Source organism: Halorarius halobius, assembly GCF_024298865.1.
Taxonomy (GTDB): Archaea; Halobacteriota; Halobacteria; order Halobacteriales; family Haloarculaceae; genus Halorarius; species Halorarius halobius.
In genome coordinates this window covers 750,160-769,010 of the sequence record NZ_CP101161.1, presented here as the reverse complement: position 1 = coordinate 769,010, position 18,851 = coordinate 750,160, and the positions used below count along the sequence as shown (strand labels likewise).

21 protein-coding genes are annotated in these 18,851 nt (G+C 70.3%); 10 read left to right on the top strand and 11 right to left on the bottom strand.

What is annotated here, in order from left to right:
* Window position 1: 1 nt before the first annotated feature.
* The 5 genes from NL112_RS04100 to gnd form a co-directional block, all read right to left on the bottom strand.
* Complete coding sequence (locus NL112_RS04100) at window positions 2-586, bottom strand: 2Fe-2S iron-sulfur cluster-binding protein (RefSeq protein ID WP_255151363.1); 585 nt, start codon at window positions 584-586, stop codon at window positions 2-4.
* Window positions 587-654: 68 nt separating this feature from the next.
* A complete protein-coding gene (locus NL112_RS04095) occupies window positions 655-918 on the bottom strand; it encodes a lipoyl domain-containing protein (RefSeq protein WP_255151362.1) in 264 nt (87 codons plus the stop codon).
* On the bottom strand, window positions 918-1,922 hold the full coding sequence (locus NL112_RS04090) for an alpha-ketoacid dehydrogenase subunit beta (RefSeq protein WP_255151361.1): 1,005 nt from the start codon (window positions 1,920-1,922) through the stop codon (window positions 918-920). The genes NL112_RS04095 and NL112_RS04090 overlap by 1 nt, the downstream gene beginning before the upstream one ends.
* Window positions 1,919-2,932, bottom strand: coding sequence for a thiamine pyrophosphate-dependent dehydrogenase E1 component subunit alpha (locus NL112_RS04085; RefSeq protein WP_350356187.1), 1,014 nt, complete (start codon window positions 2,930-2,932; stop codon window positions 1,919-1,921). The genes NL112_RS04090 and NL112_RS04085 overlap by 4 nt, the downstream gene beginning before the upstream one ends.
* A 170-nt stretch (window positions 2,933-3,102) precedes the next feature.
* Complete coding sequence (gnd, locus tag NL112_RS04080; RefSeq protein WP_255152634.1) at window positions 3,103-3,999, bottom strand: phosphogluconate dehydrogenase (NAD(+)-dependent, decarboxylating); 897 nt, start codon at window positions 3,997-3,999, stop codon at window positions 3,103-3,105.
* A gap of 197 nt (window positions 4,000-4,196) precedes the next feature.
* Here gnd and NL112_RS04075 point away from each other — a divergent pair, with 197 nt between their 5' ends.
* From NL112_RS04075 to NL112_RS04060, 4 genes are all read left to right on the top strand, one after another.
* Window positions 4,197-6,821: a valine--tRNA ligase gene (locus NL112_RS04075; protein WP_255151359.1), complete on the top strand. Its 2,625-nt coding sequence runs from the start codon at window positions 4,197-4,199 to the stop codon at window positions 6,819-6,821.
* Window positions 6,822-6,861: 40 nt separating this feature from the next.
* Window positions 6,862-7,296 (top strand): universal stress protein, encoded by a 435-nt coding sequence (locus NL112_RS04070; protein WP_255151358.1) that lies wholly within the window; start codon window positions 6,862-6,864, stop codon window positions 7,294-7,296.
* Between the two features lie 70 nt (window positions 7,297-7,366).
* Entirely contained in the window at window positions 7,367-8,446 is a 1,080-nt protein-coding gene (locus tag NL112_RS04065) for a DHH family phosphoesterase (protein ID WP_255151357.1), read from the top strand.
* An 87-nt stretch (window positions 8,447-8,533) separates the two neighbouring features.
* Window positions 8,534-8,764 carry a hypothetical protein gene (locus NL112_RS04060; RefSeq protein ID WP_255151356.1) on the top strand — a complete coding sequence of 77 codons (231 nt, stop codon included), beginning with the start codon at window positions 8,534-8,536 and terminating at the stop codon, window positions 8,762-8,764.
* 3 nt (window positions 8,765-8,767) lie between these two features.
* Here the strand turns inward: NL112_RS04060 and NL112_RS04055 are convergent, their stop codons facing one another.
* The 5 genes from NL112_RS04055 to NL112_RS04035 are packed head-to-tail and all read right to left on the bottom strand — an operon-like array spanning window position 8,768 to window position 11,966.
* Window positions 8,768-9,820 carry a phosphotransferase family protein gene (locus tag NL112_RS04055; protein ID WP_255151355.1) on the bottom strand — a complete coding sequence of 351 codons (1,053 nt, stop codon included), beginning with the start codon at window positions 9,818-9,820 and terminating at the stop codon, window positions 8,768-8,770.
* Between the two features lie 45 nt (window positions 9,821-9,865).
* Window positions 9,866-10,300: a DUF5807 family protein gene (locus NL112_RS04050; RefSeq protein ID WP_255151354.1), complete on the bottom strand. Its 435-nt coding sequence runs from the start codon at window positions 10,298-10,300 to the stop codon at window positions 9,866-9,868.
* On the bottom strand, window positions 10,297-10,731 hold the full coding sequence (locus tag NL112_RS04045) for a DUF7112 family protein (protein ID WP_255151353.1): 435 nt from the start codon (window positions 10,729-10,731) through the stop codon (window positions 10,297-10,299). Before NL112_RS04045 ends, NL112_RS04050 begins: the two co-directional genes overlap by 4 nt.
* 16 nt (window positions 10,732-10,747) lie before the next feature.
* Complete coding sequence (locus NL112_RS04040) at window positions 10,748-11,152, bottom strand: 30S ribosomal protein S6e (protein WP_255151352.1); 405 nt, start codon at window positions 11,150-11,152, stop codon at window positions 10,748-10,750.
* Window positions 11,153-11,204: 52 nt separating this feature from the next.
* Window positions 11,205-11,966 (bottom strand): DUF5781 family protein, encoded by a 762-nt coding sequence (locus NL112_RS04035; RefSeq protein ID WP_255151351.1) that lies wholly within the window; start codon window positions 11,964-11,966, stop codon window positions 11,205-11,207.
* 141 nt (window positions 11,967-12,107) lie between these two features.
* Between NL112_RS04035 and NL112_RS04030 the strand changes: the two genes are divergently transcribed.
* The 4 genes from NL112_RS04030 to NL112_RS04015 all read left to right on the top strand — a co-directional run bounded on the left by NL112_RS04030 (window position 12,108) and on the right by NL112_RS04015 (window position 16,785).
* On the top strand, window positions 12,108-12,791 hold the full coding sequence (locus NL112_RS04030) for a J domain-containing protein (RefSeq protein WP_255151350.1): 684 nt from the start codon (window positions 12,108-12,110) through the stop codon (window positions 12,789-12,791).
* 112 nt (window positions 12,792-12,903) lie between these two features.
* Entirely contained in the window at window positions 12,904-15,090 is a 2,187-nt protein-coding gene (locus tag NL112_RS04025) for an elongation factor EF-2 (protein WP_255151349.1), read from the top strand.
* Window positions 15,091-15,308: 218 nt separating this feature from the next.
* Window positions 15,309-15,812, top strand: coding sequence for a DUF8173 domain-containing protein (locus NL112_RS04020; protein ID WP_255151348.1), 504 nt, complete (start codon window positions 15,309-15,311; stop codon window positions 15,810-15,812).
* A gap of 70 nt (window positions 15,813-15,882) precedes the next feature.
* Entirely contained in the window at window positions 15,883-16,785 is a 903-nt protein-coding gene (locus tag NL112_RS04015; RefSeq protein ID WP_255151347.1) for a DUF7537 family lipoprotein, read from the top strand.
* Between the two features lie 57 nt (window positions 16,786-16,842).
* Here the strand turns inward: NL112_RS04015 and NL112_RS04010 are convergent, their stop codons facing one another.
* A complete protein-coding gene (locus NL112_RS04010) occupies window positions 16,843-17,079 on the bottom strand; it encodes a hypothetical protein (protein ID WP_255151346.1) in 237 nt (78 codons plus the stop codon).
* A 178-nt stretch (window positions 17,080-17,257) separates the two neighbouring features.
* On the opposite strand from NL112_RS04010, the gene NL112_RS04005 reads away from it, so the two are divergent.
* Together NL112_RS04005 and NL112_RS04000 are read left to right on the top strand one after the other, a co-directional pair.
* A complete protein-coding gene (locus tag NL112_RS04005) occupies window positions 17,258-17,779 on the top strand; it encodes an amino acid-binding protein (protein WP_255151345.1) in 522 nt (173 codons plus the stop codon).
* Window positions 17,779-18,726 (top strand): homoserine dehydrogenase, encoded by a 948-nt coding sequence (locus NL112_RS04000; protein ID WP_255151344.1) that lies wholly within the window; start codon window positions 17,779-17,781, stop codon window positions 18,724-18,726. The genes NL112_RS04005 and NL112_RS04000 overlap by 1 nt, the downstream gene beginning before the upstream one ends.
* Window positions 18,727-18,851: the final 125 nt, after the last annotated feature.

Below are 18,851 nucleotides of genomic sequence, written 5' to 3'. Positions count from 1 at the left end.
GTTACGGCGTCTCGCGGGTCTCGAGCGAGAGGTCGTCGATGGGGTAGGCGACGCAGGTGAGCGTGTACCCCTCCTCGAGTTCCTCCTCGCCGAGCATCGACTGGGTGTGGTGTTTGACGTACTGCTCGGAGTTGCCGCCGTCGGTGATGTGGCCGCCACAGGAGACGCACTGCCCCTCGCGGCAGGCGTACGGCATGTCCCAGCCCTCGTCCTCGCCGGCCTCCAGAAGCGTCTCGTTCTCCTTGACCTCGATGGTGGCGCCCTCCTTGAGATACTCCACCTCGAACGTCTCGGCCTCGTCGTCCGGGATGGCGGCGGGGTCGTCGTCACCGGCGGCCTCCTCGCCCTCCGCGAGTTCGCCCTCGGTGTCGCCCTCCGCGACGGCACCCGCGGCGACGCCACCACCGCCGATGGAGCGGTTCATCGGCTCGGGGAACTCCGTCTCCGGCACCGAGGAGGCGCGCTGTTCGAGCACCTCCTGGGAGATGTCGTCCGGGATGGGGTACTCCGTCCCCTTCGTGAAGTGCAGGGCCACCACGACGAGCGTGAGCGTCACCCCGAGCGCGATACCCAGCGTGCTTACCATGTTCAGGCGTTGGGAAAGCGCCTTCAATAGCGTTGCGATTGTCCCATCCGACTACGGCCCCCGACCGGCTACCCCGGCCGGATGCTCGCCAGCGCGTCGCCCCGCCGGAACTCCTCGTTTTCCCCGAGGTGGACCGTCACCACCTCGCCCGACGCGGGGGCGGGTACGTCGACGCTCACCTTCTCTATCTGTATCTCGCACAGCGTCTCGCCGTCTTCGACGACGGCGCCCTCGCGGACGAACCAGTTGGCGACGACGGCTTCCTCGACGTCCATCGCGTCCTCGGGCCACACCGCGGCGGAGTCGACGGGAACGAGGTCGGCGTCGCTCATCACGTCAGGTCGCGGGCGGCCGCCTCGATGTCCTCCGTGTCGGGGATGACCGCCTGTTCGAGCGGCCGGGCGTAGGGGATGGGGACGTCCGGCATCGCCACCCGGTGGACGGCCTCGACCGGGGTGTCGCTCTCGGCGACGCGGGCGATGACCTCGCCGGTGACGCCGAAGGAGCGGTAGTCCTCGTCGACGACGAGCAGGCGGCCGGTCTTCTCGACGGACGCCAGTATCGTCTCCGTGTCCAGCGGGACCAGCGAGCGCAGGTCGACCACTTCGAGGTCCACGTCGTCGAGGCTCTCCGCGGCCGCTAGCGCCCGGTGGACGTGCAGGCCGTGGGTGACGACGGTCACGTCCTCGCCCTCGCGTTTCACGTCGGCCTCGCCGATGGGCACCTCGTAGGCCTCGTCGGGGACGGGCGTCTTCGGTCCCTCGGGGGCGGGCATCCAGCCGATGCCCATCAGCCGCTTGTGGAACATGTAGACGACGGGGTCGTCGTCGCGGACGGCGGTGTGCATCAGCCCCTTCGCGTCGTACGCCGTCGACGGGACGACCACCTTCATGCCGGGCATGTGGGCGAAGGTGCCGTACAGCGTCTGGGAGTGCTGGGCGGCGTCGCTGTACGTGCCGCCCACGGCAGTCGTCAGCACCATCGGGACCGACATCTCCCCGCCGCTCATGTACGTGTTCTTCGCCATCTGGTTGTATATCTGGTCGAAGCAGACGCCGAAGAAGTCGACGAACATCAACTCGGCGATGGGCCGCATCCCCTGCTGGGCGGCGCCGACCGCCGCGCCCATGTACGCCGTCTCGGAGATGGGCACGTCCATCACCCGGTCGTGGCCGAACTCCTCCAGCAAGCCCTCGGTGGAGTCGAAGATACCGCCGTAGTCGGCGACGTCCTCGCCCATGTAGAACACCTCCTCGTCCTCGCGCATCTCGTGGGCGATGGCCGACACCATCGCCCGACTCATCGTCAACTCGCGCTCGGCGGCCTGCTGGCTCATTCGTCGTCACCTCCGCCCGCCGCCAGCGGCGCACCGGGCGTCTCCCGCTCGGGTGGGTTCGTGAACACGTCCTCGAGCGCCGTCTCGGGGTCGGGTTCAGGCTGGTCCTTCGCCCACTCGATGGCCTCCTCGACGCGCTCCTCGGCTCGCTCGCGGAGTTCTGCGACCCGGTCGGCGCCGACGCCCGACACGCGCAGGTCGTTGCGCAACCGCTCGATGGAGTCGAGTCGCTCGGCCCGCTCTTTGTCCTCGTCGGGCCGGTACCCCTCCGCGTCGCCCATGAAGTGGCCCATCCGGCGGTGGACCTGCACCTCCATCAGCGTCGGCCCCCCGCCCTGTCGGGCGCGCTCGATGGCTTCCTCGGCGGCCTCGTAGACGGCGGTGGCGTCGTCGTAGTCGACGCGGGTGCCCGGCATGTCGAACCCGCCGGCCCGGTCCGCGCCGTTGCGCACGTCGGTCACCCGCTCCTTCGGCATCGAGATGGCCCAGTCGTTGTCCTCGATGACGAACACCACCGGCAACTCGTGGACCGCCGCCATGTTGAGCGACTCCAGGAACGCCCCCTGGTCGATGGCACCCTCGCCGAGGAACGCCACGGCCACGCTGTCCTCGTTGCGCTTCTTCGCGGCCATCGCCGCGCCGACGGCGGGCGGACAGCCCTGCGCGATGATGCCGCTACACGCGAAGTTGACGGCGTCGTCGAACAGATGCATGTGGCCGCCCTTGCCGCGGCAGAGTCCGGTCTCGCGGCCGAATATCTCGGCGGTCATCCGCTTCAGGTCGACCCCCTTGGCGATGGCGACGTGGTGTGGTCGGTGCGGTGCGGTGACGGCGTCCTCGGGGTGGAGATGCTGGCAGACGCCGGCGCCCGACGCCTCGTGGCCCGCCGCGAGGTGGAGTTCACCCGGGATGGGCCCCGCGGAGATGTCGAAGGAAGGCTGTTTCCCCTCCAGATACTCCTCGACGAGGCGCTCCTCGTAGTGGCGCGCCGTCACCATGTTCTCGTACATGTCCTCCAGTTCTGCTACGGCTATCATCCGTAGGCGGACTGCGGGAAACCCGCAAAAAGTAACTAACCGCCTACCGGGTTCGGCGCGGCGACTCGCCGTCCGCGGACGGAGGTAGGCCGCGCGGAACGGCCGCCGACGGAAGCGCCGTCGCGGTGTACTCTCGGCCTACCTCACTCGGTCCGGCGGACCTCGTGGCGGCCGAACCCGTAGCGCAGGCGGTTCGCCAGTCGCCGCGAGAACTTCGCCTCCGTCCGGGAGTCGAACCGCTCGGCGAGCGCCCCGTAGATGAGCGGGAGCGCCACCTCCTGTTCGAGGCTCTCCTGGACGGTCCACGTCCCCGTCGACCCCCCTGCGACGTGGTCCGCGACGGTGCCGAGGTCGGTCCCCTCCTCGCGGAACGCCTCCTCGCAGAGCTCGAGGAGCCACGACCGGATGACGGCACCGTTGTTCCACGTCCGCGCCACCGCCTCCAAATCGAGGTCGTACCGGCCCTCGTGGAGCAGTTCGAACCCCTCGCCGTACGCCTGCATCAGCGCGTACTCGACGCCGTTGTGGACCATCTTCACGTAGTGGCCCGACCCCGCCGGTCCCATCCGGTCGTGGCCCTCAGGGCCGGTGGCAACGGCGTCGAAGACGGGTTCGAGTTCCTCGTAGGCCCACTCCGGGCCGCCGACCATCAGCGAGAACCCCAACTCCGCGCCGGCGGGGCCACCGGAGGTACCGCAGTCGAGATACGCGGCGTCGCACTCGTCGGCGCGGCGGGTGGAGTCTTCGAAGTGGCTGTTGCCGCCGTCGACGACCACGTCGTCGCCGTCGAGATAGGGACCGAGTTCCTCCAGCGCGGCGTCGACCGCGTCGCCGGCCGGCACCATCAGCCAGATACGCTTCTCCTCGCCCAGCTGCTCCGCGAGGTCCGGGATGGAGTCGGCGGGGGTGATGCCCGCCGCCGCGGCGTCGGCAAGCGCCTCGTCGCTCACGTCGAACGCAACCACGTCGTGGCCCGCCTCGGTCACGCGGTCCGCGACGATGCGACCCATCCGCCCGAGTCCGATGACGCCCAGTTGCATACGCGGGGGTTCGGGGGCCGGCAGGTAGGGGTTGCGGTCCGCGGTTGCGACGGCGGCGCTTCGGGTGTCGGCGACGACGCCGACGGTCTCGGGTCGGTCACGCTCCCGTTCCCACCACACCAACCCTTATGTCCAGCACCCGCCTGAGCCGCAAGCAGACGAACCCCCCAGCGGGCCGTGGTGCCCGCCCATCTCCCATGAGCGACATCCCCGACTCCTACGACCCAGACGCCGCCGAGGCCCGCTGGCGCGACGCCTGGGCATCGAGCGACCTCTACGCCTACCAGGACGACGAGCGCCCGGACTACGTCATCGACACGCCGCCGCCGTACCCGACCGGCAACCTCCACGTCGGCAACGCCCTCGGCTGGTGTTACATGGACTTCCTCGCGCGCTACCACCGGCTCCGGGGGAAGGACGTGCTGTTCCCGCAGGGGTGGGACTGTCACGGTCTCCCCACCGAGGTCAAGGTCGAGGAGAACCACGACATCCACCGCACCGAGGTCTCCCGCGAGCGGTTCCGCGAGCTATGCATCGAGCACACCGACGACCAGATAGCGTCGATGACGGAGACGATGGACCTGCTGGGGTTCTCGCAGGACTGGACCCACGAGTTCCGGACGATGGACCCCGACTACTGGGGCGAGACACAGCGGTCGTTCCTGCGGATGGCCGACGACGAGTTGGTCTACCGCGACGAGCACCCCGTCAACTGGTGTCCCCGCTGTGAGACGGCCATCGCGGACGCCGAAGTCGAGACGGTCGACCGCGAGGGGACGCTCTACACGGTTCGGTTCCCCGGCGCGGACGGGACCGACAGCGTCGACATCGCCACGACCCGTCCCGAACTCCTGCCGGCCTGCGTCGCCGTCGCCGTCGACCCCGAGGGGGCGTACGCCGACCGCGCAGGCGACACCGTCGAGGTCCCGCTGTTCGGCCAGCAGGTCGAGGTCCTCGCCGACGAGGACGTCGACGCCGAGTTCGGCACCGGCGCGGTGATGGTCTGCACGTTCGGCGACAAGCAGGACGTGACGTGGTGGCAACGGTACGACCTCGACCTGCGGGCCGTCCTGACGGAGGACGGTCGCCTCACCGACGCCGCCGGCGAGTTCGCCGGCCTCGCCGTCGAGGAAGCGAACGAGGCCGTCGCCGACGCGCTCCGTGAGGCGGGTCATCTCCGAGGCACGGAGACGACCGACCAGCAGGTCGGCGTCTGCTGGCGCTGTGACACGCCCATCGAGATTCTCAGCACCGAGCAGTGGTTCGTCGAGGTGGACACCGACGCCGTCCTCGACCGCGCCCGCGAGGTGGAGTGGGTGCCCGACCACATGTACGACCGACTCGAGGAGTGGGCCGAGGGGATGGCGTGGGACTGGGTCATCAGCAGACAGCGGGTGTTCGCCACGCCCATCCCGGCGTGGTTCTGCGAGTCGTGCGGGCACACGCACCTCGCCGCAGAGAGCGACCTGCCGGTCGACCCGACCGACGAGGCGCCGGGCGTCGACTGCCCTGACTGCGGCGCGAGCGACTGGCGCGGCGAGACGGACGTGATGGACACGTGGATGGACTCCTCCATCTCGCCGCTGTACGTCCGCGGGTGGCCCGACGAGGCGTTCGAACCGGTCGACCTCCGCGAGCAGGGCCACGACATCATCCGGACGTGGGCGTTCTACACCCTGTTGCGGACCGACGCGCTCGCGGACGCGAAGCCGTGGGAGGTCGCACTCGTCAACGGGATGGTGTTCGGCGAAGACGGCCACAAGATGTCGAAATCCCGGGACAACTTCGTCCAGCCCGAGGACGTGGTCGAGGAGCACGGCGCCGACGCGTTCCGGCAAGCGCTCGCGCTGGCTGGTCGGCCGGGCGCGGACGTGCAGTTTCAGCCCAAGGAGGTGACGAGCGCCGCCCGGTTCGGGAACAAACTGTGGAACGTCACCGCGTTCGCGGCACAGCACGTCGACGAGCGGACGCCGGACATCGACGCCCCGGCGTACCGCGACGCCGACGCGTGGATACTCCGGCGGGCGAGCGACACCGCCGAGGAGGTGGCCGCCCACGTGGAAGACTACCGGTTCGACGCGGCGCTCCGGACGGTCCGCGAGTTCGTCTGGGGTGACCTCGCGGACGACTACCTCGAACTCGTGAAGGGCCGGCTCTACGAGGGACGACCGGGCGAGCGCGACGCCGGCCGGCACGCTCTGCTCGTGGCGCTCACAGCGTCGCTCCGGATGCTCGCGCCGTTCGCGCCGTTCGTCACCGAGGAGGCGTACGACCATCTCCCCGTCGCGGGGAGCGTTCACGAGAGCGAGTGGCCCGACCCGCCGGCGGTCGACGAGCGGGCGGCCGACCGGGGCGGCCTCGTCGCCCGGGTCGCCGCGGCGGTCCGGGGCTGGAAATCCGACGAGGGCGTCGCGCTGAACGCGGACCTCTCGCGGGTGGAACTGTACCTCGACGACCCGCCGGAGGAGGGGCCCACGCCGGACACCTACGACCTCGCAAACGCGGTCAACGCGCCCGTCTACGTCGAGACGGGGCGGCCGTCGCTGGAACTCGTCCCCGTCGACGTCGAGGTGGACCATTCCGTCGTCGGTCCCGAGTTCCGCGAGCGCGCAGGGGACGTGGTCGACGCGCTCGAGGCGATGGCCCCCACAGAGGTCGAGGCCGCGCTCGACAGCCACGGCGAGGTGCGCGTCGAGGTGGACGGCGACGACCTCGCCGTTCCGGCGGCGGCGGTCGACGTGCGCGAGGAACTGCGCGCCGAGGACGGCGCGGCGGTGTCGGTGCTGGAACCCGAGGGAGCGACGGTGCTGGTCTCCCCCTGAGAGGCGCGACTTTTTACCCCCGCCGGTGGAACCGCCGGACATGTTCGAGACGGTGGTCATCGCTACGGACGGCTCTGAGAGCGGCAGGCGGGCCGTCGACACGGCGCTGGACCTCGCCGAGAGGTTCGACGCCGCGGTTCACGCGCTGTACGTCGTCGACCGCTCGCGGTACGAGGGACTCCCCGAGGACGTCGGCGGGGAGGTTGAGCGCGCGCTGGGCGACCAGGCCGAGGAGGCGCTCGACGCGGTCGAATCGAGCGCGGCCGGCGACGTGACGACGGCCGTTCGGGAGGGGCGCCCGGCCAACAAAATCACGGCGTACGCCCGGGAGGTGGACGCCGACGTGGTCGCCACCGGCACGCGGGGCCGCGACGGCGAACACTCCTTCCTGCTCGGGTCGGTCGCGGAGCACGTCGTCCGGACCTGTCCAGTGCCCGTGTTGACCGTCCGGCAACTGGAGTCGGCGGGCGCGTGACGCGGCGACGCCAGCCGCGAGCGCCGCGGCGTACCGGGGCTTACTTCCCCGGCGACGCCCTCCGACGGGTATGGACGACTGGCTCATCGACGACGACCGGCTCTCCATCGAGCGGAAGTCGGTGCTCCCGGGCGAGGGGTTCTTCACGCCCGACTCGTTCGACGCCGAGCGCGACGAGCGCGAGGCGCGGGAGGCCATCGAGGGCGCCGGGACCGTCGTGGTCGCGGACCCGGACGCGGACGGCCTCGCCTGCGTCGCTCTCCTGCGGGAGGCGCGCGGCGAGGCGGCGCTCGTCCCCGCCGGCCCGCACGAACTCGACGAGGCGGTCGGCTACCTCGCGGAGTATCTCGATGAGGGCGCCGACGCCTTCATCTGTGACCTCTGTCCCGACGAGCGGGACGACCTCGCGGGCCTCGACGACCTGGTCGAGCGCGCGGGCCGCGTCTCGTGGTTCGACCACCACCAGTGGGGCGAGGAACACGCCGAACGGGTCCGCGAGGCCGGCGTCGAGTTGGTGGTCGGCGACTCCGACGAGGAGTGTACCGCCGACGTGACGCTCCGCTCGCTCGCGTACGAGTTCGACGACCGGTTCGCGGAACTCGCGGCCGTCACCCGCGACCACGACCTCTGGCTCCAGGAGGACCCCCGCTCGGACGACCTGGCGGACTACGCCCACTGGGAGGAGCCGGAGGCGTACGTCGAGGTGGTCCGCGAGCACGGCGCTGACCTGCCCGACGACGTGCAGGCGTTCCTCGCCGAGCGACGCGTCGAGAAGGAGGCGCTCGTCGAGAAGGCCATCGACCGCGCCGAGATACGCGACGTGGACGGCGTCGCCGTCGGCGTCACGTACGGCCGCTGTTCCCAGAACGAGGTGGCCGAGGCGCTCCGCGAGCAGGGCGCGGACGCGTCGGTCATCGTCAAGCCGGCCGGCTCCGCCTCCCTGCGGGGCACCGACGCGTTCGAGCGGTGTCACGAGGTGGCCGCGCAGGTCAACGGCGGCGGCCACCCGAAAGCCGCCGGCTGTAAACCCGACGTGTACGACGACATGCTCGACTACGCCCACCACTGGACGACCCACGGCGCGGTGGCGAAGCAGGCCATCGTCGACGCATTCCGGCGGCTCCCCGAGGAGAGCGAGGCCTCGGACTGACCGACAGCGTCGACCACCGCCCCCGAGGTCGATGTCGGCCGACCAGCCGCGGAAAGTATTTACCGGGCGCGTCGATACGCCCCGACCGTGTCGACCGGAACCGTGACCGGTCTGCTCGCCGGCCTCTTCTTCGTCGTCGTCGGGGCGTACTGGCGGTACAGGCCCGCGTCGCTCCGCCCGCTCGGGTCCGCGACGGAGTGGCAACAGCGCCCGGAGGAGGCGGCCGCGAGACACCGACGCCACGCCCGGCGCCTCGGCGCCTTCCTCATCGTCCTGGGCGTGGTGTTCCTGCTCGGTGTCCTCGGGCGGCTCCTCTGACGGTCACAGATACCGGTCGAGGAACGCGCGGTGCTCCCGCTCCCGCTCGCGTTTCGCTTCGGCGCTTGCGTCCTCCAGCCATAGCGGGAGACACGCCATCGCGTCGACGCGCTTCGCCAGCAGGTACGTCTCGATGCGCTGCTCGACGGCCGGGGTGAACGCCCAGTCGTCGCGGCCCGCCTCGTAGGCGTCGCGGAACAGCGCCCGGAGCTCTCCCGCCCGCTCGGCGCCGTCGCGCTCGGGGTCGAACAGGTGCGACTCCACCGCGGCGAGGTTGTACGCGGGGTCCGTCGCCGAGAGGTTCGCCCAGTCGAGCACCGCGTGGGTCTCGCCCGTCTCGGGGTCGACCAGCAGGTTGCCGTAGCGGTAGTCCCAGTGGCAGTAGTGCGGCGGGTCTGGCTCCGGGAGCGCCGCGATGCGCGCGTCCAGTTCCTCGCGCAGGGGGTCGACGAGGTCCGCGAACCGGTCGGCGTCGTCGGCCATCTCGGGGAAGAAGCCGCCGTCGGGGAGCGCGTCGAGGGTGTCCTCGACGCCGGCGCGGAACCACTCGCGGAAGTCGTCGACTGGACCGTGTTCGCCGTCGAGCACCGCGAGTTCGCCGTGTCGGGTCCCGACCGTCCCGACGCGCGTGAGGCGGCCCATCTCGTGCAACTCGGCGATGTTCGCGCCCGCGTTGCGAACCACCCGGTCGCGAGCCTCCGGCGACAGGTCGTCGACCCGTCCTTCGAGGTTCTCGCCGGGACGGCGCTCGACGAGGTAGAACGGCGCGGGGTACTCGTCGTGGGCGTCGAGGTAGCCGTACACCGCGGGGACGGGAATCGACGTTTTCCGGCCGACCTGCTCGAACAGTCGCGGTTCGGCGCGGGCCACCTCGGGCGCGACGAAGTCGGCCGTCGTCGCCTTCAGGACGGCCTCTCGCGTCCCGTCGGGCGTCTCGCAGTCGACGAACGCGACGAAGTCGGTGCCGAACTCGCTCTCCTCGAACTCGTGGAGCGTCCAGTCGGGGCGGCAGGCCCGGACCATCCCGGCGACGTCCTCGCGGTCCACCTCGCTCATCGTCGGAGCGAGTCGCCGTCCGCCTAAAAATCTCGCGGGGGCGTGTCAGTCGCTGTCGTCGACGACCCACTTGTCGGAGTACGTCTCCCCGCAGGAACACGACGCGTACGCGTGAATCACGTCGCCCTCCGCGTACAGGCCCCCGACCTCCTCGTTCTGCTCCTCGGCGAACGCGAACACGAACTTCACGTCGTGTGCTCCGGCCTCCGTCGCGGGACAGTCCCCGCCGGCGCAGTCGCGGTCGACGTGGCCGTCAGTCTGCATCGCCACGCCCGCGAAGTCCATCGGGTCGATGCCCGTCGCCTGCTCGAACGTGGAGCGTCCCCGGTCGCCGGGCATCACGAGCACGACGCCGCCCTCGACCGCCTCGGCGACGCCGCCGAGCGCATCCGGGTTGCCGACCGCGTCCTCCGAGAGGAACACGAGGATGTCGTCGGGTCGGTCGCCGGCGAGGAACGCCTCGCGTGGAGTGGTCGTCATTGGCCCTCCTCCACCTGTCGGGCGATGTCGGACAGCGACTCGTCGGTCTCGTCGGGGACGGTGTAGACGGCCCGCTCGCCGGGCGCACGCAGGCCGTACATCGACCCTTCGTCGACCACGTCGACGTGGACGGTGCGCTCGAAGTCGAGGCCGGTCGCGTCGACCCAGTCCAGCAGGTGATTCTCGCCGTCCGCCTCGCGGGCCTGGCGGGCGTTGGCGTACGCGCCCCGGAGTTCGAGCGTGTCGTCGAGCGCACGCTCGATGCGGGCGTAGCGGGTCCGCCCGTCGAGCGCGACCCGGACGACCTCGTCGGTCGGGAAGCGGTCGCGGGCGTCGTCTGGCAGTGTCACCTTCGGGCGGTCGGTGCGGCCGGCGCGGGCCAGCGTGGCCCGGACGGTGTCGACGGCGTCGCTGGAGACGGAATCCGGCATGGAAGCGAAGAAAGCGTTACTCGTCGTCCTCGTCGTCCTCGCCGTCGCCAAGCAGGGACTCGGGCGACTCGTCGCCGCGGGCGACGATCTTCGCGTTGATCTGACGGGTCTCGTCGGAGACCTCCTTGCCGCGGACGGTGACCCGCCGGCGCTCGCCGTCGCGGGTGGGGTTGAACCCCGTGCCGGCGGAGGCGAGGATGGCCTCGGTGCCGGTGCCGCTCACGTCGCCCCGCATCGGCCGGCCGGAGACGTCCGACCCGCCGGTGAGCTCGAGCGTGTAGCCGTCGAGCCCGACGGCACCGCCGTCGACCTCCTCGCCGATGGCCTTGCCGATGAACCGGTTCGCGTCCTGTCCCTCCACGTCGAAGTCGTACGTGGCACCGTCGTCAGGGTCGCCGACGACGATCTGGAAGTCTGCCATACGGGAACCGTGACGATGCGCGACCTAAAGGGTATTGAAACGCGCCCGGCGGTCAGTCGGCCGCCTGCGGCCCGCTCGCGCCGTCGAGCACGTACTCGCGGGTGGCGTCGACGAGCGCCTTCCGGTACTCCGACTCGTCGGTGTCACGCGCCAGCGACCGGAACCGGCGCCGGAACCCGTCGAACGCCACGCCGGGCGCGTCGGCGGCGGCCACGCGGGCCAACTCGTACAGTCTGTGCCCGTCCTCGATGGCGTCGTGCCGTTCCAGCAGGGCGAGCGCGAACGCCGCGTTCACGGCCGTTATCTCCGGGTCGGCGCCCGCAGTCAGGTGGGTCCACTCGTCGGGCGCGGCCGCGGGTCGGTCCGCGACCGCGGCCGCGAGCGACGACTCCATGAAGGAGACGAGTTTGTCCGCCGGCGCCACCGCGAGCGTGATGTCGTCGGCGTAGATGTCCTTCATGTGGTTGGCTATCTGATAGCAGTGGGACAGTTTCCGGCGCTCGACGGAGCGGCCCGCCAGCGCGAGAAACAGCGCCTCCTCCGTCTGCATCGTGTGGGAGGGGTGGCCCTCCTCGTAGCGGGCCATGTGGGCGAACTCGTGGATGGCGAGTTCGCGCGCCATCGCGCTCGTGGCGGCCTGTCGGCTCATCACTAGCACGTGGTGGTCGTCGTAGTGGCCGGTCAGCGTCCGCTCGTCGGGGTCCTCGCGCACCTCCACCTCGACGGGTAGGGACACGTCGCGCTCTGTCTCGAACACGTCGCGGGCGGAGAGAAACGGCTCCGACGGCCCACGCCCCTTCACGCGCACCTCCATGCTTACCGTTACCACGGTTGTGGCACGTTTGAGTGTTGTGCCCCCGGCACGGCCGGCCCCCTCCGGCGGTCGGCGCCCGTCGCGTCAGACGCGCGGCGTCCGCAGGGAGGGATTTACAGCGCGAGGGGTCGTAGTTCGCCCGTGAACCGCGGGTGGTTGCTGTTCGGGGCGTCCGCGCTACTGTCAGCCGTGGCCGTCCTCGTCGGCGTGTTCGCGCTCTCCTTCCCGCCGCTGTTCGCCGTCGCGCTCGCGCTCGCGGGCGGCGGCTACGCCTGCTGGACCCGCGCCCGCGAGCGCATCGTCGCGGACGTGTACACCCGCGTCGGCGTCGAACCCAACGACGACGGCACCGTCGGCACCGAGGGGGCCCGTATCGACCGAGAGGCGACGGGCCGTGTCACCCACGAACCACGCGACGACTGGGACGACCCCGACGACTGGCCGTTCGACGACCCGTTCTGGACCGAGGGCGGCGACCCGGGCGGCTCCGACGCGGCCGACGGGTTCGACCCGACGGACGGCCCCGGCGGGACCACGGCGGGCCGCGAGCGCCGCACCCGTGACCGGGGCGGCGCGACCGCCGCCGGGAGTCACGCGGGCGGCAACGTCCAGTTCGTTGCGCCCCGGGAGACGGAAGCCCGCGAGGTGCTGGGCGTCGACCGCGACGCTTCGCCCGAGGAAATTCGAGCGGCGTACCGCGAGCAGGTGAAGGACGCCCACCCCGACCACGGGGGTAGCGAGGAGGCGTTCAAACGCGTCCGGTGGGCCTACGAGTATCTGCGGGAGCACCACGCCGGCGAGGCGGACGCCGGGAAGTCCGCCTGACGCCCGAGCGCGCTGGAACCCTCCGTATGCGCCGCGTTCTCACGGGTTCGTCCGGTTTCGGCCGCGGTGAAACACAACCCCTTTGTCGTTGCTGTGGTTAGCGGCCTGTATAATGGGCCGACGCAAGAAAATCGTACAGGAGTGTGAGACGCTGATGGACAAACCGGAGCAGATCCGGAACATCGCCATCGCGGCTCACGTCGACCACGGCAAGACGACGCTGACCGACAACCTGCTCGCTGGCGCGGGCATGATCTCCGACGAGACCGCCGGCCAACAGCTGGCGATGGACACCGAGGAGGACGAGCAGGAGCGCGGCATCACCATCGACGCCGCCAACGTCTCGATGACCCACGAGTACGAGGACCAGAACCACCTCATCAACCTCATCGACACGCCCGGCCACGTCGACTTCGGCGGCGACGTGACCCGCGCGATGCGGGCCGTCGACGGCGCGCTCGTCGTGGTGGACGCGGTCGAGGGCGCGATGCCCCAGACGGAGACCGTCCTGCGGCAGGCGCTTCGCGAGGGCGTCAAGCCCGCGCTGTTCATCAACAAGGTCGACCGCCTCATCTCCGAACTCCAGGAAGGGCCCCAGGAGATGCAGGAGCGGCTCCAGGCGGTCATCCGCGACGTCAACGAACTGATTCGGGGGATGACCGAGGAGATGGACGACGTCGACGACTGGACCGTCTCCATCCAGGACGGCACCGTCGGCATGGGGTCGGCGCTGTACAAGTGGGGCATCTCGATGCCCTCGATGCAGCGCACCGGGATGGACTTCGGCGACATCATCGAACTCGAGCGCAACGACGACCGGCAGGAACTCCACGAGCGGACGCCCCTGTCCGACGTCGTGCTCGACATGGTCTGTGAGCACTTCCCGGACCCCATCGACGCCCAGCCCCGCCGTATCCCGCGCATCTGGCGCGGGGACGCGGACTCCGACCTGGCCCACCAGATGCGCGACGTCGACGACGACGGCGAGGTCGTCCTGATGGTCACCGACATCGGCATCGACCCCCACGCCGGCGAAATCGCCGCCGGCCGCGTGTTCTCCGGCACCCTGGAGAAAGGGCAGGAGCTCCACGTCTCCGGGACGGCCGGCACCAACCGCGTCCAGAGCGTCGGCATCTACATGGGCGGCGAGCGCGAGGAGGTCGAGCGCGTCCCCGCCGGCAACATCGCCGCGGTGACGGGCCTGAAAGACGCCATCGCCGGCTCCACCGTCTCGTCGGTGGAGATGACGCCGTTCGAGTCCATCGAGCACATCTCCGAGCCGGTCATCACGAAGTCCATCGAGGCGAAGAACATGGACGACCTGCCGAAGCTCATCGAGACCCTGCGGCAGGTCTCCAAGGAGGACCCCACCATCTCCATCGAGATCAACGAGGACACCGGCGAGCACCTCATCTCCGGGCAGGGCGAACTCCACCTCGAGGTCCAGACCCAGCGCATCGAGCGCAACCAGGGCATCCCCGTCACGACGGGCGAACCCATCGTCGTCTACCGCGAGTCCCCCACCGACGCCTCCCGCGAGGTCGAGGGCATCTCGCCGAACCGCCACAACCGGTTCTACATGTCCGTCGAGCCGCTGTCGGAGGACCTCGTCGAGACGCTGAAGCTCGGGGAGGCCTCCATGGACATGCCGGAACTCGAGCGCCGCGAGGCGCTGATGGAGGCCGGCATGGACAAGGACACCGCCCAGAACGTCGAGCACATCCACGGCTCGAACATCCTCATCGACGACACGAAGGGTATCCAGCATCTCAACGAGACGATGGAACTCGTCATCGAGGGGCTCCAGGAGTCGCTCGACGACGGGCCGCTGGCCGCCGAGCCGGTGCAGGGGTCGCTCCTGCGTCTGCACGACGCGCGGCTCCACGAGGACGCCATCCACCGCGGTCCGGCGCAGGTCATTCCGGCCGTGCGCGACGCGGTCCACACCGCGCTGATGGACGCCCAGATCAAACTGCTGGAGCCGATTCAGGAAGTCCGCATCGACGTGCCCAACGAGCACATGGGTGCCGCCTCCGGCGAAATCCAGGGGCGCCGTGGCCGCGTCGACGACATGTACCAGGAGGGCGACCTCATGGTCGTCGAGGGCATCGCACCCGTTGACGAGATGATCGGCTTCTCGTCGGACATCCGCTCGGCGACCGAGGGCCGCGCCTCGTGGAACACCGAGAACGCCGGCTTCCGCGTGCTGGCGGACAACCTCCAGCCCGACATCATCACGGAGATCCGCGAGCGCAAGGGCATGAAGCTCGAACTGCCCGAGCAGGTCGACTACTTCTAATCCACTTTTTGCACGGCGCGCTTCGCGCGCCGGCAAAAACTGGCGGAAAAAGACACTGCGAGCCTCCTGTCGCTGACCTCACTTCGTTCGGTCAGCGGTAGTCGGCCCTTGGTCCCGGAGCCTCCCTTCGGTCGGCTCCGGTGAACTGCGTGGTGGCGGAGCAGGCACCTCGTTCGACGTGGCGAGCGCTTTTCAGCCCCGCCGTCGAGTGACCGCTCATGCACGCGGCCCACCTTCTCGTCGCGCTCCAGCAGGTCCAGCCCGCGCCCGACGTGGGAACGGGTACCAGCCTGGTCGGGAGCGCTGTCGGAGCGTTCGTCACCACGCTCGTCGTCGGGGCGATACTGGTCGCCGTCGCCCCCGACTACACCGAGCGGATGATGGGGGCGGTGGTCGACGAACCCGTCGGCTCGTTCCTCTACGGGCTCGTCTCGTTGCTGTTCGTCGTGCTCGTGACCGTCGTGCTCGCCATCACCGTCGTCGGCATCCTGTTCGCGGTGCCGCTGGCCGTCGTCGCGGTCGTCGTCTGGGCCGTCGGCGCGGCCATCGCGTACCTCGCCATCGCCGAGCGGTTCGTCGGCCGCGAGGACGGCTGGACGAAGCCGCTGGTGGTCGCGGCGGCGCTCAACGGCGGTCTCACGCTCACCGGCATCGGCGGGCTTCTGTCGTTCTGCATCGGTGCGGCCGGCTTCGGCGCGGTCCTCCGCGACTGGCTCGGCTGACGCGCGGGAAAACGTTCCGAGTGTTGTAACGTTCAGCAGAGATAAGTGGCGGGCTTTTCAATCGCCGTCGATGGAGCGAGAACAGGCCGCTTTCTTGGCACTCGCGGCGGTGGTCGCCGCCGCCGGGATCGGGTTCTTCGCGTTCGGCGGCGGCTCCGGCCCCGCGGCGACGCCGACACCGAACACTACTCCCGCAGGGACGGCGACGCCGACGGACGGGCCCACGCCGACGCCGGACGGGTCGACCGACGGACCCACCGCCACGGACTCGCCGTCGCCGACGGCGACGCTGACCCCCATCGAGAACCGGACACAGCGGTACAGCTTCGACGGACGGGAGCTAAACCGTACTCACTACTTCCGGCTGGCGGCGGTCGGCAACTACACCTCGCGGTCGAACCTGACCGTCGACGGCGAGGGGTACACCCGGCACGTCAACATCAGCTACGTGATGGACCTGCAGGACGCTCGCGAGTACAGCGTCCAGGTGTTCACCTACGAGTACGACGACGGGGAGGACGAACTGTTCCCCGTCGTCTCGACGTACACCGCCGAGGAGACGACGTGGCAACGTCGCCAGGAACGGACCGGCGGTCGGAACGCCACCGTCGAGAAGGATACCGAACCGTACGAGGGGGAGGTCGAGCCGGTCAACACGACGCTGGCGCTCGACATCGGTAGCATCGCGACGGGCGTCATCGACCGGTCGGCGTGGCGGTTCGTCGGCAACCAGACGCGCAACGGCGTGACGCTGTACCGGCTGGAGGCGAGCGGCCGCCACCTCGGCGCGGCCGTGCCCGGCAACGTCACCGAGGGCTCAGCGACGTTCGTCATCGGCGACGACGGTATCGTCCGGTACGTCACCTACGAGTTCGTCGCCGTCGACGACGGCGAGCGCACCCGCTACGCGTACGAGTCGTTCTACGGGCGGTTGGGGTCGACGAACGTCCCGCGGCCCGACTGGGCGGACTGACGCGGGGGCGAACCGCTCGCCGGCGGTTCTCCGACCAGGGGGCGGGGGCGTCCGCCGTCACTCCCGGCCGATGATGAGATACAGGATGACGACGAGGAGCGCACCGAAGATGTTCCCCACGAGGCCGCCGAGGACGGTTGCCACGGTCCACAGGGCGGCGTTGTCGTTGTTCCGCTTCGTCGCGTCATTGTAGACGAAGTACGCGGGCAACGCAATCAGGAGGAGGCCGATGAGCAGGATGATGAGCAGTTCCGGGCCGCCGGGAATGCCCATCTGGAGTGGTAGAACTGGCATGTCCGGCGTGAGATGCACGGGGCACCGAAAAGCCACTTTCGGCTCGTGGACCGGGCCGTGAGCGGCCCGCGGCGTGGGACGGTCCCCCGTGCGCGACTGCGGGGCGGCTTTTGCGAGCGACCGCACCCTTTTAGCCGCTGGCCCGCTCGTCCACGGTAATGACCGAGGTGGCCGACCCGTGAGCGACGCCGTCCACGCCTACACCGTGCGGCTGGAGCTCGTCGACGAGCCCGGTGAGCTGTTGCGCGCGCTCGAACCCATCGCCGACAACGGCGGGAACCTGCTGTCCATCTTCCACGAGCGCGGCAACCTCACACCGCGGGGCCACATCCCCGTCGAGGTGGACCTCGAAGCGACGCCCGACCGGTTCGACGTCATCGTCGAGGCGCTCCGCGACGCCGGCGTCAACGTCGTCCAGGCGGGCACCGAACGCTACAGCGAGGAGGTGACGGTCGTGTTGACCGGGCATCTGGTCGACACGGACCTCTCGGATACGCTCTCGCGCATCCAGGACTGCGGTCAGGCGTCGGTCGCGGACGTGTCGCTGTCGGCGCCCGACGGCACCGACGAGGTGTCGGCCGCGCGCATCCGACTCGTCGCCCAGCAGGGCGGCGTCGAGCGGGCCGTCGCCACGGTCCGCGAGGTGGCCGACGAGAAGTCGTTGCAGGTCATCGCGCCGCTCGCCGGGGGTGACGCCTGATGCGGCTGGCCGTCGTCGGCGCCGGTGCCGTCGGCACCAGCGTCGCCGAACTCGCGGGCGAGTACGGCCACACCGTCACCGCGCTGGCCGACTCGTCGGGCGCGGCCGTCGACGCCGCGGGGCTCGATGTCGACGCGGTCCTCGACCGGAAATCGCGCGAGGGGAGCGTCGGGAGCGCCGCCCCCGACGCCGCGCTCGACGCCGAGTACGACGCCCTGGTGGAGGCGACGCCGACGACGCTGGGCGACGCCGAACCCGGCTTCTCCCACGTCCGGGCGGCCCTGGAGCGCGACCGCCACGTCGTCCTCGCCAACAAGGGGCCCGTCGCCGAGCGGTACGCCGACGTGCGCGCGCTCGAACGCGAGTCGGCGGGCGAGGTGCTGATGGAGGCGACCGTCGCGGGCGCGATTCCGGCGCTGTCGACCATCACCGACGTGGGCGCCCAGCACGTCACTGCGGTCCGGGGCGTGTTGAACGGGACCGCAAACTTCGTGCTCTCGCGGATGGCCGCCGAGGGACTCGACTACGAGCACGTCCTCGCGGAGGCGCAGGACCTCGGCGTCGCGGAGGCGGACCCCTCCTTCGACGTGCAGGGGACCGACGCCGCGCTCAAATGCGTCATCGTCGCCAACCTCCTGTACGACGAGGAGTACACGCTGGCCGACGCCGACGTCGAGGGCATCGAGTCGATTCCGGGGAGCGCGCTCGAACTCGCCGCCGAGGACGGACGGACGGTGCGGCTCATCGGCGAGGTAGCCGACGGCGAGGTGTCGGTCGGACCGCGGCTGGTCCCCGAGCGGGGGACGCTGGCGGTCACCGGCACGCGCAACATCGTCCAACTCGAAACCGAGCACGCCGGCCGGTTGAACCTCTCGGGACGGGGCGCTGGTGGCCCGGAGACGGCGAGTGCGGTGCTCGCGGACGTGGGACGACTCTCCCGCTCGTGACCGGGCGCGAGGCGTGTGACCGGCTGGCAAACCGCCTGACGCGGCTGGAATCGGCGGAATCCCTTTCGAAATCGTTTTAGGGGCGACAATCCAAGGCCCTCCACATAGCGCCTCAGCGCGTGAGA